The organism is Uliginosibacterium aquaticum (genome assembly GCF_012972705.2).
Taxonomy (GTDB): Bacteria; Pseudomonadota; Gammaproteobacteria; order Burkholderiales; family Rhodocyclaceae; genus Uliginosibacterium; species Uliginosibacterium aquaticum.
Window position 1 is genome coordinate 417,542 of record NZ_JABCSC020000002.1, and the last position, 16,686, is coordinate 434,227.

Here is a 16,686-nt window from a genome sequence, read left to right on the forward strand (position 1 = left end):
TCCGATGACTGATTCCTTCCGCCTCTATCGCCGCCTGCTGGCCTACATCAAGCCTTACTGGCGCGTTTCGGCCCTCTCCGTGCTGGCCATGGCCGCTGTTGCCGGGGCCACCCCGCTGCTCTCGGGGCAGTTCGAACCCCTGCTCGATGAAAGCCTGATCGCCCGCAATCCGGATGCCATGTGGCGGGTGCCGCTCACTATTCTGCTGATTGCCTGCGGCAAGAGCCTCGCCGAATACATCTCCAGCGTCTCCAGCCAGTGGGTGGCCAACAAAGCCATCGAAGATCTGCGCCGCCTCGTCTTCAACCACCAGATGGAACTTCCAGTCACCACCCACCAGGCGCAGACCACCGGACGCATGCTCTCGCGCATCACTTACGACATCCCGCAGGTCGGCGCTGCGCTGTCGACCGCCTGGATCGTGGTGATCCAGGACAGCCTGACTATCGTTGCCCTGCTCGCCTTCCTGTTCTACAAGGCTTGGCATCTGACCCTGATCATCTTTGCCATCGCCCCGGTAGTCGCCTGGATCATCCGCAAGGCCAGCACCGGCATGCGGGCTTCCAATCGCCTGCAACAGGCCAGCATGGGTGAAATGACCTGTGCCGTAGAGGAGCAACTGGCCGGCCTGCGCGAGATCAAGATCTTCGGCACCCAGCAGCACGAAGCCAGCCGCTTCGCACGCATCGCCACCCAGTTGCGCAAGGAAACCATGCGCGTCGTACGCATCTCCTCGGCTAATGTGCCAATGGTGCAGGTGCTGGCCTTCGCTGCAGTAGCCATCGTGATCTTCGCCGCCTCCAGCCTGGTCGAGAGTGGTCAGCTCACGCCGGGCCAGTTCGTGGCCTTCATCGCCACCATGGCCATGATCTTCGAACCCATTCGGCGCCTGACCAACATCAACTCCACGATCCAGCGCGGCCTCGCGGGTGCCCAGAGCATTTTCGAATTGCTGGATCTGCAAGCCGAAGAAGATCGCGGTCTGCAAAAGCTTGAGCGTGCGCGTGGCGAAATCAGATTTGAAAACGTGAGCTTTGCCTACCCGGGTCAGGAAGCACCCGCAGTAAGCGACTTCACGCTGAGCATCCAGCCCGGCGAAACCGTCGCCTTTGTTGGAGCTTCCGGTTCCGGCAAAACTACATTGATGGCACTGGTCGCACGCTTCTTCGAAGCCCGCTCCGGTCAGATCCTGATCGACGGCGTCCCGCTGCAGGAGCTGAGCCTTGCCGAGCTGCGCCAGCAACTGGCTCTGGTCGGCCAGCATGCGGCTCTCTTTGATGACACCGTCGCCCACAACATTGGCTACGGCCGACAGCTGGCCAGTTTCGACGAAATCCAGGAAGCCGCCCGCCAAGCCCACGCACTGGAATTCATCAACAAACTACCGCAAGGCTTCAACTCGCGCATCGGCAGCAACGGCAACCAGCTCTCCGGCGGCCAGCGCCAGCGCCTGGCCATCGCCCGAGCCTTCCTCAAGAACGCCCCGATCCTGCTGCTGGACGAAGCCACCTCGGCGCTGGACAACGAATCCGAGCGCGTTGTACGTGAAGCGCTGGTCGAGCTACGCCGTGATCGCACTGTGCTGGTAGTCGCCCACCGCCTGACCACCATCCGTGACGCCAATCGCATCGTTGTGATGGAGCGCGGCCGCATCGTCGAGATCGGCACCCACGAAAGCCTGATGACGGCAGGTGGCGCTTATGCCCGCCTGCTCGCCAGCGGAGAGGAAATCGTGGGTGACGAACCCACTCCTGCGAGCCTGAGCGAGACCCTGGCCTTCAATGAGGCTGTTGCACGAGGCTAAGTCCCGGTCAACAGACGGGGCTGTGCATCAGCCTAGCAAGTCCTGCTGCATCACCTGCGCCTGACCGTAGGCTGGATGCAGCCCGGCCAGCACCAGTTCAGCAAACCCCTGGCGCTGCCAGAACGCACTGGCGCTACCGACAGCCACCAGACGGATTCTGCCCAGACCGGCGCGCAGGGCCTCACCCGCCACGCAGGCATACAGTTGGCGTCCTGCTGCCATTCCCCGGAGATTAGGGCAAACAGCCAGGTCATGCAGGAACAGATGCTCCGCCACACAAGCAGGCAAGGGCTCATGCAACGGTGGCGGCGCACCACTCCAGGGATGAGCAAAGACATAGCCCGTCAATTGCCCGCCTTGCTCGACTACCCAGCAGAAAGCAGGCCCCGCCTCCAAGCGGCTCGCCAAGGCCTCCTGGGGTTCGTGATAGGCGTCCGGATAAACCCGGCACTGCAAAGCAAAAGCGGCCGGCAAGTCTGCCGGCCTCATCGGGCGGATCTGCAACTCAGGCCTCGCGCTTGAGCAAGCGCGCGGCCTCCAGCGCATAGTAGGTCAAGATGCCATCCGCACCAGCACGCTTGAAGGCAAGGAGAGATTCCATGAACACCGCCTGCTCGTCCAGCCAGCCGTTCGCTGCGGCCGCCTTGAGCATCGCGTACTCACCGCTGACCTGATATACAAAGGTCGGCACCGCCAACTCACTCTTCACGCGCCGCACGATGTCCAGATAAGGCATGCCGGGTTTGACCATGAACATGTCCGCGCCCTCAGCAATATCCTGCGCCACCTCGCGGATCGCCTCATCCGAATTGGCTGGATCCATCTGGTAGCTGTATTTGTTGCCCTTGCCCAGATTGCCCGCAGAGCCCACCGCATCACGGAAGGGACCGTAAAAACTCGATGCGTATTTGGCCGAATAGGCAAGGATCCGGGTATGGATATGCCCTGCCGCCTCCAGCGCACTGCGAATGCGCGCCACTCGCCCATCCATCATGTCTGACGGTGCCACCACATCAGCCCCGGCGGCTGCGTGACACAGCGCCTGCCTCTCTAGCGCAGCCAGGGTCTCGTCATTCAGTACATAGCCGCTCGCATCAATCAACCCGTCCTGACCATGACTCGTATAGGGATCCAGCGCCACATCCGTGATCACCCCAAGCGCCGGAAACGTTTCCTTCAACGCTCGCACCACGCGCGGCACCAGCCCGTCGGGATTCCAGGCCTCTTCCGCAGCATCACTCTTGCCGGCTTCGATCACCGGGAATAGCGCCAGTGCCGGAATCCCCAAAGCCACAGCCTCTGCTGCGATATCCAACAGTCTGTCGAGCGATACGCGGCTGACCCCGGGCATTGAAACCACCGGCTCAACACGCCCCTGCCCCTCGAGAACAAATACCGGATAGATCAGATCATCGCTGCTCAAGCGCGACTCGCGCATCAGGCGACGGGAGAACTCATCACGCCGCATGCGACGTGGGCGATTGGCGGGAAAGCGGGCAAAGGCTGTCATGGCTGACTCACAGAGCTAACAACACGGCTATCGCCGCGATGAATTTACGATTTTTTACAATCAAGACCTAAAACTTTTCAACCTCGCGCCGTTCATAGCTATAGGTAGCGCGAGCTACCTCCCGCTTCACCTCCCTGAGCGGGAACCTGAATGAACTCCCCCGGGTCATTCAGGTCATTCCAGCCCCGGCGTGCCCCCTCGCGCCGGGGTTTATTTTTATTCAGCACGGGCAGCATCTTCCGGCAGACCCAGCTCTTCCGGTGAATGTGTGCCCAGCCATCCCCCTACGACTTTTTCAACTTCCTCGACACCGCTTTTCTTGAGGCTTGAGAAAAGCTGCACGCTGATGTTCGGGCCCCACGCGGCCAGATCCTTGCGCACCTTGGCAAGCGTCTGCATGGCCGGACCACGCGTCAGCTTGTCAGACTTTGTCAGCAACACGTGGATCGGCCGCCCGGTCGGCGCGAACCAGCCCAGCATCTGCTGATCGAGCGGGGTAAGCGGGTGACGCGAATCCATGATCAGGATCAGGCCGATCAGGCTGTCACGACGTGTCAGATACTCCTCCAGCAGCTTCACCCACTGCTTGCGGATCGCCTCCGGCACCTTGGCGTAGCCATAACCAGGCAAATCCACCAATGCCGCACCATTGTTCATGCGGAAAATATTGATCAGCTGGGTACGCCCCGGCGTCTTGCTGACGAAGGCCAGGCGCGTATGACCAACGAGTGTATTGATCGCGCTGGATTTACCGGCGTTCGAACGCCCTGCAAAGGCTATCTCCGCACCCATCGAAGGGGGCAGATCCTGAGGGCGGGCGATGGAGATTTCAAAACGGGCAGCACGAAAAAGGGACATGGAAAACAACCGGAAGGATTTGCTGGCGCACACGCGGAATTCCGCGTCGGGCGCAGGGCGGTATAGAATATCAGGATTCAAGAACGCCACACCTCAGAGGTGACAATGATCGCGCGCATTTCAATCCTGACGATTGCCCTGACTATCCAGACGGCCTTTGCCCAGTCCGCCCCCGCAAACAAACCTGACTTGGCTCGTGCCAAGCAGACGGCAGAGACCGTCTGTGTGGCCTGCCATGGTGCAGACGGCAACAGTGCAGCAGCCACTTTCCCGAAGATTGCCGGGCAGCACGAGCAGTACCTGCTCAAACAACTACGCAACTTCAAGCCAGTCGGCGATAAGCCTGCCGAACGCGTGAACGCATCCATGGCCCCCATGGTTGCAGCCTTGTCGGATACCGACATGCAAGGGCTCGCGCGTTACTACTCACAGCAAAAACTGAAGCCCGAAGCAGCCAAGAGCCTCAAGACCGTCGAGCTCGGCCAGAAGCTCTGGCGCTCAGGCAATGCAGCGACCGGTGTGCCGGCCTGTGCAGGCTGTCATGGCCCGGCAGGCCAAGGCATTCCGAACCAGTACCCACGCTTGGCTGGACAATTCGCCGATTACACTGAAACTCAACTCAAGAGCTTCCGTCTTGCAGAGCGCGCCAACGATCCCAACAGCATGATGCGCGGTTTTGCTTCGCGCCTGACCGACGCGGAAATCAAGGCGGTATCGGACTACATCGCCGGCCTGCGCTAAAGCGACGCCACACGTTCCGGATCTGCAATAGCAGGTCCGAACACCAGAAAACAAAAAGGACGCCGAGGCGTCCTTTTTGTTTGGGTAGCGCCTGCTTATTCAGCCGCCGGCACCTCTTCGGTCAGCAGAGCCTTCATCGACAGCTTGACCTTACCCTTCTCGTCGGTCTCGAGCACCTTCACGCGCACGACCTGACCTTCCTTGAGGTAGTCAGAGACGTTATTGACGCGCTCTTTGGCGATTTGCGACACATGCAGCAGACCATCACGGCCCGGCATGATGTTCACGATCGCGCCGAAGTCCAGAATGCGCAGCACCGGACCTTCGTAGATCTTGCCAACTTCAACTTCAGCAGTAATCTGGTCGATACGGCGCTTGCATTCGTCAGACTTGGATTGGTCCGCAGAAGAAATGGTCACGGTACCGTCATCCTGAATATCAATGACGCAACCGGTTTCTTCGGTCAGACCGCGAATCACGGCGCCGCCCTTACCGATCACATCACGGATCTTCTCGGGATTGATCTTGAAGCTCATCATGCGCGGCGCAAAGGCGGACAGCTCCTTGCTGCCATTCAGGGCCTCATCCATCAGACCGAGGATGTGCAGACGACCTTCCTTGGCTTGTTCCAGCGCCTTGTTCATGATGGCCGGCGAGATGGAGTCGATCTTCAGATCCATCTGTAGCGCGGTCACGCCAGTAGTCGTGCCTGCCACCTTGAAATCCATGTCACCGAGGTGATCTTCATCACCCAGGATATCGGTCAGCACGGCGAAACGGCCGCCATCCTTGATCAGGCCCATGGCAATACCCGCCACCGGCGCCTTCAGCGGCACACCAGCATCCATCATCGACAGCGAGCCGCCACAAACAGAAGCCATCGAGGAGGAACCGTTGGATTCCATGATTTCGGAAACTACACGGATCGTGTAACCAAATTCCTTGGCATCCGGCAGCACGGCGGCCAAGGCGCGCTTGGCCAAACGGCCGTGGCCGATTTCGCGACGCTTGGGCGAACCCACACGACCGGTTTCACCGGTGGAGTACGGCGGGAAGTTGTAATGGAGCATGTAACGCTCCTTGTACTCGCCAGCGATGGCGTCGATGATCTGTTCATCGCGACCAGTACCCAGCGTGGTCACGACCAGCGCCTGGGTTTCACCACGGGTAAACAGAGCAGAACCGTGAGTACGCGGCAGAACACCCGTACGGATGCTGATCGGGCGCACGGTGCGGGTATCGCGACCGTCGATACGCGGTTCGCCAGCCAGGATGCGGCCACGCACAATGGCAGACTCGAGCTCGAACAGAATGTCCTTGACGTCCTTGTCCTTCGGCGCACCTTCTTCACCCGTCACCAGAGCGGCGATCGCCTTCTTGGTCACATCCTTCAGCAGACCGCTGCGCACAGACTTGCTAGTGGTACCGAAAGCCGCCTCCAGATCAGCCTGGGCAACTTCCTTGACCTTGGCGATCAAGGCTTCGTTCTTCGCCGGAGCAATGAACTCGACCTCCGGCTTACCGGCCACTTCTACCAGTTCGTGGATAGCCTGGATGGCAGCCTGCATTTGCTGGTGACCGAAAACCACAGCACCGAGCATGATTTCTTCGGACAGCTGATCAGCTTCGGACTCCACCATCAGCACACCAGCTTCGGTACCCGCCACCACCAGATTCATCTGGCTGCTGGCGAGTTGGGTCGTGGTCGGGTTCAGAATGTACTGACCATCGATGTAACCCACACGGGCCGCACCGATCGGGCCATTGAACGGCACACCGGAAATAGCCAAGGCAGCAGAAGTCGCGATCATTGCCGGAATATCGCCATCGATTTCCGGATTCTGGGACAGCACGGTCGCCACAACCTGCACTTCGTTGTAGTAGGCGTCTGGGAAAAGCGGACGGATCGGACGATCGATCAGACGCGAAGTCAGCGTTTCTTTCTCGGTCGGACGACCTTCACGCTTGAAGAAGCCGCCGGGGATACGCCCCGCAGCGTAAAACTTCTCCATGTAATCAACGGTAAGGGGGAAGAAGTCCTGGCCCGGCTTCGGATCCTTGGCAGCAACAACGGTCGCCAGTACCACGGTATCGTCGATGGTACAGATGACAGCACCATGAGCCTGACGAGCAATCTCGCCGGTTTCAAGGGTCACGGTATGCTGCCCGTACTGGAAGCTTTTCTTGGTTGCGATAGGCACGGATTTATCCTTTCTGGATGCGCTTCACATGAAGCGGTTCGCCCGGCTGCCAGATGCAGCGGGCATGACAGACACTACTGATGAAACAGGATAGCGGGCCACATGAAACAAAGCCGGCCAAGCCCCTTCGGCCTGCCGGCTTTGCTGATTTCAACGCGGACCGGGTCCGCGTGACAAGCGACCCTGCAATGGCATTACTTGCGCAGGCCGAGACGCTCGATCAGAGCGCGATAGCCCTGGAAGTTCTTGCTCTTGTAGTAGTCGAGCAGCTTGCGACGCTGGCTAACCATTTTGAGCAGACCGCGGCGGGAATGGTGATCCTTGACGTTGGCCTTGAAGTGGTCGGTCAGGCCATTGATACGTGCGGTCAGCAGAGCGACCTGAACTTCGGGCGAGCCGGTATCACCCGGAGCACGCTGGTAGTCAGCAACGATCTGAGCCTTTTGTTCGATAGAAATCATTCTTGAGTCTCTTAAGGTTGTCCTTTAGCAAGCCCGTGATTATACGGGAGCAAGCGCTCCCAGCACAAGTCTGCCAAGGTGTTTCATTGTTCGGCAAAAGCAATCAGACGCACTGGCTTTACCTGCTGATTACTCTCCGCCATACCAAGGCCGAGGAAATCCGGGCCGTACACCCGCACCTCCCCCTCCCCTGCCGCGATTCTCACTGCTTGTCCATGCAGAAAATTGCCCCGCCCAAGCGAGTCCAGCTGCACTTCCGGCAGATGTGCCAGCAATGCATCGGGGGGAGCCAGCAACGGACGCCGGGCGCTCTCCTCCACAGCAGCAATCTGCTCCAGCGTCAACGCCGCATCAATCTCCAGCGGCCCGATTCCAGTGCGCCGCAGAACAGTCAGATGCGCACCGCAACCGAGCAAGGCACCGATATCCTCACCCAGAGTGCGGACATAGGTTCCCTTACTGCAACGAACCACGATATCCACCTCTGGCAAGGCAATGCGTCTCACCTCAAGCGAATGAATCGTCACGCGACGCGCTTCGCGCGCGATCTCGATTCCTTGCCGTGCGTATTCGTAGAGCGCCTTACCCTGATGCTTCAGTGCCGAATACATCGGAGGCACCTGCTCGATTTCGCCAATAAAGTGGGCGCAGGCCGCGTACACCGCCGTTTCGTCCACGACGACGGGGCGCTCAACAAGCACTTCGCCCTCAGCATCACCAGTCGTCGTGGTCACGCCTAGATACAGCGTCGCCACATAAGTCTTGTCGGCTTCCAGCAGACGATTGGAAAACTTGGTCGCCTCGCCAAAACACAGCGGCAACAAGCCTGTCGCCATCGGGTCCAAGGTGCCGGTATGCCCTGCCTTGGCGGCCGAAAACAGGCGGCGTGCCTTTTGCAGGGCATCGTTGGAACTCAGCCCGCCCGGTTTGTCGAGCAGCAGCACTCCATCAACGATCTGCCAGCGCTTGCGCGGAGGCTGATTCATGCCTTCAACTCTTCTTCACCAGGCTCTTCATCACCGCGCTGCGCACGATCTGCCGTTACCACCTGGTCGATCAGCACTGACATGTAACTGCCATGCTCAACCGAGCGGTCATACACGAAATGCAACTCCGGCGTAGTGTGGATTCGAACCCGACGCCCCAACTCGCGACGCAGAAAACCACTGGCACGACGCAAACCGATAAGGATCTCATCGAGCCCCTCCTCACCTTTCATGGAGGTGAAAAACACCTTGGCATGAGCGTAGTCAGGCGTGAGTTCAACATCCGTCAGCGAAATGAAGCCCACACGCGGATCCTTCACTTCCAGACGAATCAGCTCAGCCAACTCTCGCTTGATCTGCTCGGCCACACGGGCCCCACGGGAAAATTCTTTAGCCATCATTTTCTCCAACACAAACGGGCCCCGCAGGGCCCGCTTGCGTTACAACCAGTCTTTCATCCGCTTAGAGGGTACGGGCGATTTCCTGGATTTCATACACTTCCAGCTGGTCGCCTTCCTTGATGTCATTAAAGTTCTTCAAGGATAGACCGCACTCGTAGTTCGACTTGACTTCCTTGACGTCGTCCTTGAAGCGCTTGAGCGACTCAAGTTCGCCATCGAAGTGCACCACGTTGTTGCGCAGCAGGCGGACGCGCGAATTGCGCTTGACCACACCATCCAGAACGTAACAACCCGCAATCGTACCGACCTTGGAAATGACAATGACCTGACGGATCTCGACGGTGCCGATGACTTGTTCGCGCTTTTCGGGCGCCAGCATGCCGGACAACGCTGCCTTAACCTCATCCACTGCATCGTAAATGATGTTGTAGTAGCGCAGATCGACGCCGAAAGTCTCGGCCAGCTTGCGTGAGTTGGCATCCGCCCGGGTGTTGAAGCCGATGATGACCGCTTGCGAAGCTTGCGCCAAATTGACGTCAGACTCGGAAATACCGCCCACAGCCGCGTGAATGACGTTAACACGCACTTCGTCGGTGGAGAGCTTCTGCAGCGACTGCACCAGCGCTTCCTGCGAACCCTGCACGTCAGCCTTCACGATCAGGTGCAGCGACTTGACTTCACCTTCCTTCATCTGATCCATCAGGGTTTCGAGCTTGGCGGCCTGCTGCTTGGCCAGCTTTACGTCACGATACTTGCCCTGACGGAACAAGGCGATTTCACGCGCCTTGCGCTCGTCAGACATGCCCATGACTTCGTCACCGGCCGACGGAACTTCGGACAGACCGAGAATCTCGACCGGAATCGACGGGCCGGCCGAATTGATCGGCTTACCGTTCTCATCCAGCATGGCACGCACCTTACCGAATGCAGCGCCGGCCAGCACTACGTCACCACGACGCAGTGTGCCGCTTTGCACCAGCATGGTGGCCACCGGGCCACGCCCCTTATCCAGACGCGCTTCGATGATCAGGCCCTTGGCAGGCGCTTCGATCGGCGCGGTCAGCTCCAGCACTTCAGCTTGCAGCAGGATGTTTTCCAGCAGCTCATCGATACCGACACCAGTTTTGGCCGACACCGGGCAGAACGGTGAATCGCCGCCGTACTCTTCCGGCACCACGCCTTCGGTGACCAGCTCCTGCTTGACACGCTCAGGATTGGCTTCCGGCTTGTCGATCTTGTTCACCGCCACCACGATCGGCACACCGGCCGCTTTGGCGTGGTGAATGGCTTCCTTGGTTTGCGGCATCACGCCGTCATCCGCCGCCACCACCAGAATCACGATATCGGTTGCCTTGGCACCGCGGGCACGCATCGCCGTAAAGGCTTCGTGACCCGGGGTATCCAGGAAGCAGATCATGCCGCGCGGAGTTTCCACGTGGTAGGCGCCGATATGCTGGGTAATGCCGCCAGCTTCGCCTGCAGCCACCTTGGTACGACGGATGTAGTCGAGCAGCGAGGTCTTGCCGTGGTCGACGTGGCCCATGATGGTCACAACCGGAGCACGATGCTCGAGCTTCACATCCTTGGCTTCGTCACCTTCGATCAGGAAGGCTTCTGGATCATCGAGCTTGGCAGCCAGTGCCTGGTGGCCCATTTCTTCCACGATGATCATCGCGGTTTCCTGGTCCAGCACCTGGTTAATGGTCACCATCTGCCCCAGCATCATCATTTTCTTGATGACTTCCGTGGCCTTAACCGACATCTTGTGGGCCAGATCAGCCACCGAGATGGTTTCAGGCACGTGCACTTCGCGCACCACCGGCTCGGTCGGCGCCTGGAAGCTGGTCGACTGATCCTGATGACGACCGCCACCGTGACGGCTACCGCCCTTCGGTCCGCCACGCCAGCCGGCAGCACCACCCGCTGTATCGCCACGGGTCTTCAGACCACCGCGCTTGTTGCGCGAATCATCATCACGCGAGGGCGCAGCCTTAGCCGGCTGTGCCGGCTTTTTACTGGCATCCGCACCTGCAGGCTTGTTCGGCTTATGGAGGGTGTGCCCCGTGTCCTTGCGGGCAGTCTCTTTGGCCTTTGCAGCAGCGGCAGCAGCAACTGCTGCGGCAGCAGCGTCCGCTTCGGCCTTGACACGCGCTTCAGCAGCAGCCTTGCGAGCAATCGTTTCGGCTTCACGAGCACGCTTGTCAGCCGCCTGGCGCTCCAGCAGTTCGCGCTGGCGACGATCTTCACGCTGACGCGAGGTCTCCACCGCAGGTGCAGCAGAGCTCGCAACGGAGACTTGCGCGACAGGCTCGGGCGGCAGCGACTCAGGCTCAGGAGTCGGCTCAGGCTCAGGCTCAGGAACCGGCTCGGGCTCCGGAGCAAGTTCGGGTTCGGGCTCAGGTTCCGGAGCGGGTTCAGGCTCGGGAACGGGCTCCGGAGCTAGAACAACGACCTCCGGAATCAGCTCGGCAACCGGAGCTTCAATGGCATCAGCCACAGCCGTCAGCTCTTCAACTTCAGTCTCCAGCGATTCAGCCGCAGCCTCACCAGCGAGGTCAATGTCGTCACGCTTGACGAATGTGCGCTTCTTACGCACCTCAACCTGAATGGTGCGGGATTTGCCCGACGAGTCGGCCGCCTTGATTTCAGTGGTCTGCTTACGGGTCAGGGTGATCTTGGACTTTGGAGCCGTCTCGCCATGCGAACGGCGCAGATAATCCAGCAGTCGTGCCTTGTCCTGCTCGCTGACCGTATCGGTCGGGCCAGACTTTGCGACGCCAGCCTTCTCGAATTGCTCGAGAAGGGCCGGAGCCGGCATTTTCAGTTCGGTGGCAAACTCCGCCACACTCATTTGCGCCATCGTGTGCTTCTCCCCCGCTTACTCGAACCAGTGCGCACGCGCCTTGGTAATCAGATCCTTGGCACTGGCTTCATCGATACCGCCCAGCTCCACCAGTTCATCCACCGCCAGATCTGCGAGATCGTCGCGGCTCTTCACACCACCCTGGGCCAACTTCGCAGCCAGAGACTTTTCCATGCCTTCGAGCGCCAGCAGATCCTCTGCCACACCTTCCAGCTGTTCTTCGTTCACGATTGCCTCGGTCAGCAGCACATTCCGTGCGCGCTGACGCAGCTCATTGACGGTTTCTTCGTCAAAGGCTTCGATTTCCAGCATTTCTGCAAGCGGCACATAGGCCACTTCTTCCAGAGAAGAGAAACCCTCTTCGATCAGGATGTCAGCAACCTCTTCATCCACATCCAGCTTTTCGCAGAACAGGCTGCGCAACTGACCTTGCTCGGCTTCGGACTTCTCCGCTGCCGCCTGCTGGGTCATCAGATTGATGTTCCAGCCAGTCAATTCGGAAGCCAGCTTCACGTTCTGACCACCACGGCCAATCGCCATCGCCAGGTTGCTTTCATCCACCACCACTTCCATGGTGTGAGTTTCCTCATCCACCACGATGGAGCTGACTTCGGCAGGCGCCAATGCATTGATCACGAACTGTGCCGGCTCAGGCGACCACAGCACGATATCCACGTTCTCGCCACCCAACTCGTTCCGAACAGCCGTCACGCGGGAACCACGCAAGCCCACACAGGTGCCAATCGGGTCGATGCGCTGATCGTTGGACTTCACGGCAATCTTGGCTCGCAAGCCTGCATCGCGGGCCGCCGCCTTGATCTCAAGGAGACCATCTTCCATTTCCGGCACTTCGAGTTCGAAGAGCTTGGTGATGAAATCAGGCGCACTGCGCGACAGAATCAATTGCGGGCCACGGGCGCCACGATCGATTCGCAGCAGATAAGCACGCACTCGGTCACCGACACGCAGGTTCTCTTTCGGGATCTGCTGGTCGCGCGGCAGCACGGCTTCAAGACGACCCACTTCAACGATCGCATTGCCGCGCTCCATGCGCTTGATACTGCCCGTACACAGATGTTCGCCACGATCCAGAAAGTCATTCAGGATCTGCTCGCGCTCAGCATCACGGATTTTCTGCAGGATGACCTGCTTTGCGGCCTGAGCACCGATACGGCCGAAATCGATCGGCTCCAGCGGTTCTTCAACGAATTCACCGACTTCGATATCCGGAAATTGCTCGCGGGCATCGATGACACCCATCTGGGCTTCATCGTTCTCCACTTCCGCGTCAGGCAACACCACCCAGCGACGGAAAGATTCGTAATCACCGGACTCGCGGTCGATCGACACGCGCACGTCGGCTTCATCATGAATCCGCTTCTTGGTGGCAGAAGCCAGCGCCATTTCCAGCGCAGTAAAGACGATATCCTTGGCAACGTTCTTTTCACGCGCCAGTGCATCGACAAGCAGCAAAACCTCGCGGCTCATTGTTTCAATCCCCTGAAAGCGAATTCATCAAAATTTCGGAACCAGGCGCGCTTTTTCCACTTGGTCCAGCGGAAGAGCGAGCTCCCCTTTTTCGGTCTGCAGCAGCACGGCACCATCGCGCATACCCGCCAGCACACCTGCAAAATTGCGTTGATTACCAATCGGAATACGAATCCGGATTTGCGCCTGCAGCCCTGCAAATCGTTCGAAATCAGCACTCTTCTTGATCGGGCGATCCAGCCCCGGCGAGGAAACTTCCAGCCGGTCGTAATTGACGTTCTCTACTTCGAACACGTGCTGCAACTGATGACTGACCGTTGCACAGTCATCCACCATGATGCCGCGTTCGATGTCGATAAAAATACGCAGCAAACGCCCACCGGGCGACAGCTCGATATCGACAAGCTCGTAACCCATGCCAGCGAGCGTCTGTTCTACAAGACTAAAAAGATCCATTCCGGCGCCACAAATAAAAAATGGGCGCAATGCCCATCACGATTACCCGGCCGAACGAGAAGCCCGACCCGAATCAACAAAACGCGTGGAGTTTAGCACGCGGACCGGCATCCGTAAATGCCGGTCTCGTAATAAGCCCTTACAGATCAAGCCTCGGGAGGAGCCGCCGGACGCGCACGCCGTGGTCCGCGCGAACGACGCGGCTTGCGGGCCGCGGGTGCAGCCCCATCCACCACGACGGCCACCTGCTGCTGTGGTGCCGCCCCTTCGGGGCGAACCTGCCCTTGCCCTTCCGAACGCGGCTTGTTACGGCGCGGACGGCGTCGGGCAGATCCGGAGCGTTCTCCACCTTCCGCTAACTCGGGGCGCGGAGCGGCTTCCTTCACATGCGGACGGGTGCTGCGCGGGCCTTTGGATTTCTCCGCACGGCGCTTTTCATCCGGACGCTGCTGGCGCTTCTCAACCGGCTGCCCGGTGAGCACAGCAACCTGTTCGGGTTGCATCTCTTCGTACATGCCACGCTTGAGACGGCTCGGCAGCTCCACCTTGCCATAGCGCACACGCATCAGGCGACTCACCGTGAGGCCGATGGCTTCAAACATGCGACGCACTTCGCGGTTACGGCCTTCAGACAGCGTCACGCGATACCAGTGATTCGAACCTTCACCCCCTTCATCACGCAGGGTGGCGAACTTGGCAGGGCCATCTTCAAGCACGATGCCGTCGGTAAGTTGCTTGATCTGCTCTTCAGTCAGCTCTCCCAGGAGGCGCACGGCGTATTCACGTTCGATCTCGTAGCGAGGGTGCATCATGCGATTGGCCAACTCGCCGCTATCAGTAAAGAGCAGCAGACCAGAGGTGTTGAAGTCCAAGCGGCCAATGGCGATCCAGCGTCCCTTGTTGATCGTCGGCAAGCGATCAAATACGCTCGGGCGGCCCTCCGGATCGTCCTTGGAAACAATCTCGCCTTCCGGCTTGTGGTAGACCAACACACGCGGGCCACGCTTTTTCTGCTCGGCCGCAAAGCGCAGACTGACCAACTTGCCATTAACTTTCACGCGATCAGTCGGACCAATTTTCTGCCCCAGAAACGAAGGCTCGCCATTTACGCTGACTCGGCCAGCCACGACCCACTCTTCAATTTCGCGCCGGGAACCGTAGCCCGCTTCTGCCAGCACTTTCTGGATGCGCTCGCCGGGCAGCATGACAACTTTACTAGCCCCCCCTGAGCCGCCACGCCCCCAGCGACCACCACCGGGCACGCCCAAGTCGAGATCACGGGTTTGCTCGAGGCGCCCCATGAAAGCGAGCTGACCATCGTGCTCGCCCTCGATGAAATCGGGCGAATCGAAGTCAATCTCCGGAGCTGCTTGCATTGGCTGAGCCGGACGGCGCAGCGGGCTGTTCTTCTTCTGATTGGGCGAGCGCGGACGACGCGGCTTCTGCGGTATCGACAAGATCGAGTACTCCTTCAAGCTCGGCCAGAGGAGGCAGCTCCGTCAGGCTGCGCAAGCCGAGATCATCCAAAAAATGTTTGGTGGTCGCATACAGGGCCGGGCGGCCCGGTGTGTCGCGATGGCCGATCGTATCGATCCAGCCACGGGTTTCCAGCGATTTTATGATCTGGCTGGAAACGGCCACGCCGCGAATATCTTCAATGTCGCCGCGCGTGACGGGCTGACGATACACGATGATCGCCAAGGTTTCCAGCACCGCGCGCGAATAGCGCGGCGCACGGGTCTCTTTCATCCTCTCCAGCCAGGGCTGAAATTCGGCCCGGGTCTGGAACCGCCAACCGCTGGCCAGACGTACCAACTCCACCGATTTTCCATGCCAATCGGCCTGCAGATCGGCCAGCAGGCGCTGCAAAACCGGTGTTCCCAGATCCGGCTCAAACACCCGCCGCAGCACGGCAAGCGGCAAGGGATCCTGCGCAGACAACAAGGCCGCCTCGAGCACCTGCTTGGCAAAACGGACGTCAATCCCCGTCGCCAGCAGCTCGGCGGCTGAGGCCGTCGCAACAATCTCTGCGTCGGCCATCTCCAGCTCAGGCGGCGTCAGCAGCGCCGGATTCGTTGAGTCGGACATAAATCGCCTCCATCGGCGCGTTCTGAGTGACGTGTACCAAGCGCTCCTTCACCAGCTCAAGCACCGCCAGAAAGCCTACAACCACACTCGCCACGCCATGCGTGCATTCAAAAAGCGCTTCAAAAGGTACATCTCCAGCCTCCCGCAGACGACGCAAGATAGATGTCATGTATTCGCGCACCGAGAGTTCGTCGCGAGAAATCTGGTGATGACGACTCAGGCGCGCGCGCTGAAGCAGAGCCAGCCAAGCCGCCTGCAGATCCGCCAGGCTGACGTCAGGCAGGCGTTCGACCGTTTTCTCTGCCACATGCACAGCAACCCATTCGAAGTCACGCTCGGCGCGCGACTGCCTGTTGATCAACTGGGCGCCAAGCTTGATCCGCTCGTACTCCATAAGGCGTCGCACCAGCTCTGCACGCGGATCTTCCTCGCTATCGTCGGCTTTTTCGTGCGGAGGTTTGGGCAAGAGCATGCGCGACTTGATATCGAGCAGAGTTGCGGCCATCAGCAGATAGTCTGCCGCCAGCTCGAGATTCGTGGAGCGCATGGCATCCACGTAGGCCAGATATTGCTCGGTCAGCGGCGCCATCGGGATATCGAGCACATTTACGTTGGCACGGCGAATCAGGTAGAGCAAAAGATCCAGCGGGCCTTCGAAAGTTTCCAGAAAGACTTCCAGCGCATCCGGTGGGATGTAAAGATCCTTCGGCATCTCGCGTAGCGGCTCGCCATGAATGCGGGCGAGCACCAGCTCCCCTTGCACCGGCTCCTGTTGCGCCAGTTCGCTCATCGCGCGCCACCGGGGCTCAGCCGTCCAACCATGCAGGAC

The 16,686-nt window shown here is 59.5% G+C and carries 15 protein-coding genes; 2 read left to right on the forward strand and 13 right to left on the reverse strand.

The annotated features are described in order from the left end of the window. Window positions 1-4 precede the first annotated feature (4 nt). Entirely contained in the window at window positions 5-1,804 is a 1,800-nt protein-coding gene (msbA, locus tag HJ583_RS09385) for a lipid A export permease/ATP-binding protein MsbA (protein WP_170021675.1), read from the forward strand. Window positions 1,805-1,831: 27 nt separating this feature from the next. Here msbA and HJ583_RS09390 read toward each other — a convergent pair whose 3' ends face one another. From HJ583_RS09390 to yihA, 3 genes are all read right to left on the reverse strand, one after another. Then, window positions 1,832-2,350 (reverse strand): GNAT family N-acetyltransferase, encoded by a 519-nt coding sequence (locus HJ583_RS09390; RefSeq protein ID WP_328824867.1) that lies wholly within the window; start codon window positions 2,348-2,350, stop codon window positions 1,832-1,834. Then, window positions 2,310-3,314 carry a porphobilinogen synthase gene (gene hemB / locus HJ583_RS09395; protein ID WP_170021677.1) on the reverse strand — a complete coding sequence of 335 codons (1,005 nt, stop codon included), beginning with the start codon at window positions 3,312-3,314 and terminating at the stop codon, window positions 2,310-2,312. The genes HJ583_RS09390 and hemB overlap by 41 nt, the downstream gene beginning before the upstream one ends. Window positions 3,315-3,530: 216 nt before the next feature. Beyond that, a complete protein-coding gene (gene yihA / locus HJ583_RS09400; RefSeq protein WP_101942792.1) occupies window positions 3,531-4,172 on the reverse strand; it encodes a ribosome biogenesis GTP-binding protein YihA/YsxC in 642 nt (213 codons plus the stop codon). 105 nt (window positions 4,173-4,277) lie between these two features. Between yihA and HJ583_RS09405 the strand changes: the two genes are divergently transcribed. After that, complete coding sequence (locus tag HJ583_RS09405; RefSeq protein ID WP_170021678.1) at window positions 4,278-4,913, forward strand: c-type cytochrome; 636 nt, start codon at window positions 4,278-4,280, stop codon at window positions 4,911-4,913. 95 nt (window positions 4,914-5,008) lie between these two features. Here HJ583_RS09405 and pnp read toward each other — a convergent pair whose 3' ends face one another. The 10 genes from pnp to HJ583_RS09455 all read right to left on the reverse strand — a co-directional run bounded on the left by pnp (window position 5,009) and on the right by HJ583_RS09455 (window position 16,647). Continuing rightward, complete coding sequence (gene pnp / locus HJ583_RS09410) at window positions 5,009-7,114, reverse strand: polyribonucleotide nucleotidyltransferase (RefSeq protein WP_101942607.1); 2,106 nt, start codon at window positions 7,112-7,114, stop codon at window positions 5,009-5,011. Between the two features lie 194 nt (window positions 7,115-7,308). Further along, window positions 7,309-7,575 (reverse strand): 30S ribosomal protein S15, encoded by a 267-nt coding sequence (rpsO, locus tag HJ583_RS09415; RefSeq protein WP_101942606.1) that lies wholly within the window; start codon window positions 7,573-7,575, stop codon window positions 7,309-7,311. 83 nt (window positions 7,576-7,658) lie between these two features. Continuing rightward, a complete protein-coding gene (gene truB / locus HJ583_RS09420; protein WP_170021679.1) occupies window positions 7,659-8,561 on the reverse strand; it encodes a tRNA pseudouridine(55) synthase TruB in 903 nt (300 codons plus the stop codon). Then, window positions 8,558-8,959, reverse strand: a complete 402-nt coding sequence (rbfA, locus tag HJ583_RS09425) for a 30S ribosome-binding factor RbfA (RefSeq protein WP_170021680.1) — start codon at window positions 8,957-8,959, stop codon at window positions 8,558-8,560. Before rbfA ends, truB begins: the two co-directional genes overlap by 4 nt. A gap of 64 nt (window positions 8,960-9,023) precedes the next feature. Then, on the reverse strand, window positions 9,024-11,822 hold the full coding sequence (gene infB, locus HJ583_RS09430; RefSeq protein WP_170021681.1) for a translation initiation factor IF-2: 2,799 nt from the start codon (window positions 11,820-11,822) through the stop codon (window positions 9,024-9,026). Window positions 11,823-11,840: 18 nt separating this feature from the next. Next, window positions 11,841-13,313, reverse strand: coding sequence for a transcription termination factor NusA (nusA, locus tag HJ583_RS09435; protein ID WP_170021682.1), 1,473 nt, complete (start codon window positions 13,311-13,313; stop codon window positions 11,841-11,843). A 27-nt stretch (window positions 13,314-13,340) separates the two neighbouring features. Beyond that, entirely contained in the window at window positions 13,341-13,769 is a 429-nt protein-coding gene (gene rimP / locus HJ583_RS09440) for a ribosome maturation factor RimP (RefSeq protein WP_170021683.1), read from the reverse strand. A gap of 146 nt (window positions 13,770-13,915) precedes the next feature. Then, window positions 13,916-15,145, reverse strand: a complete 1,230-nt coding sequence (gene rluB, locus HJ583_RS09445; RefSeq protein WP_408058187.1) for a 23S rRNA pseudouridine(2605) synthase RluB — start codon at window positions 15,143-15,145, stop codon at window positions 13,916-13,918. Next, window positions 15,123-15,857, reverse strand: coding sequence for an SMC-Scp complex subunit ScpB (gene scpB, locus HJ583_RS09450; RefSeq protein WP_235943794.1), 735 nt, complete (start codon window positions 15,855-15,857; stop codon window positions 15,123-15,125). The genes rluB and scpB overlap by 23 nt, the downstream gene beginning before the upstream one ends. Beyond that, window positions 15,817-16,647, reverse strand: a complete 831-nt coding sequence (locus HJ583_RS09455) for a segregation and condensation protein A (RefSeq protein ID WP_170021684.1) — start codon at window positions 16,645-16,647, stop codon at window positions 15,817-15,819. The genes scpB and HJ583_RS09455 overlap by 41 nt, the downstream gene beginning before the upstream one ends. Between the last annotated feature and the right edge of the window lie 39 nt (window positions 16,648-16,686).

Excerpts from the sequence above, each read along its gene's own strand:
- infB (WP_170021681.1), bottom strand. The coding sequence starts at position 11,822 with ATGGCGCAAATGAGTGTGGCGGAGTTTGCCACCGAACTGAAAATGCCG.
- rluB (WP_408058187.1), bottom strand. The coding sequence starts at position 15,145 with ATGCAAGCAGCTCCGGAGATTGACTTCGATTCGCCCGATTTCATCGAG.
- yihA (WP_101942792.1), bottom strand. The coding sequence starts at position 4,172 with ATGTCCCTTTTTCGTGCTGCCCGTTTTGAAATCTCCATCGCCCGCCCT.
- rbfA (WP_170021680.1), bottom strand. The coding sequence starts at position 8,959 with ATGGCTAAAGAATTTTCCCGTGGGGCCCGTGTGGCCGAGCAGATCAAG.
- rimP (WP_170021683.1), bottom strand. The coding sequence starts at position 13,769 with ATGGATCTTTTTAGTCTTGTAGAACAGACGCTCGCTGGCATGGGTTAC.
- HJ583_RS09390 (WP_328824867.1), bottom strand. The coding sequence starts at position 2,350 with ATGCGCTGGAGGCCGCGCGCTTGCTCAAGCGCGAGGCCTGAGTTGCAG.
- nusA (WP_170021682.1), bottom strand. The coding sequence starts at position 13,313 with ATGAGCCGCGAGGTTTTGCTGCTTGTCGATGCACTGGCGCGTGAAAAG.
- truB (WP_170021679.1), bottom strand. The coding sequence starts at position 8,561 with ATGAATCAGCCTCCGCGCAAGCGCTGGCAGATCGTTGATGGAGTGCTG.
- rpsO (WP_101942606.1), bottom strand. The coding sequence starts at position 7,575 with ATGATTTCTATCGAACAAAAGGCTCAGATCGTTGCTGACTACCAGCGT.
- hemB (WP_170021677.1), bottom strand. The coding sequence starts at position 3,314 with ATGACAGCCTTTGCCCGCTTTCCCGCCAATCGCCCACGTCGCATGCGG.
- msbA (WP_170021675.1), top strand. The coding sequence starts at position 5 with ATGACTGATTCCTTCCGCCTCTATCGCCGCCTGCTGGCCTACATCAAG.
- HJ583_RS09455 (WP_170021684.1), bottom strand. The coding sequence starts at position 16,647 with ATGAGCGAACTGGCGCAACAGGAGCCGGTGCAAGGGGAGCTGGTGCTC.
- scpB (WP_235943794.1), bottom strand. The coding sequence starts at position 15,857 with ATGTCCGACTCAACGAATCCGGCGCTGCTGACGCCGCCTGAGCTGGAG.
- HJ583_RS09405 (WP_170021678.1), top strand. The coding sequence starts at position 4,278 with ATGATCGCGCGCATTTCAATCCTGACGATTGCCCTGACTATCCAGACG.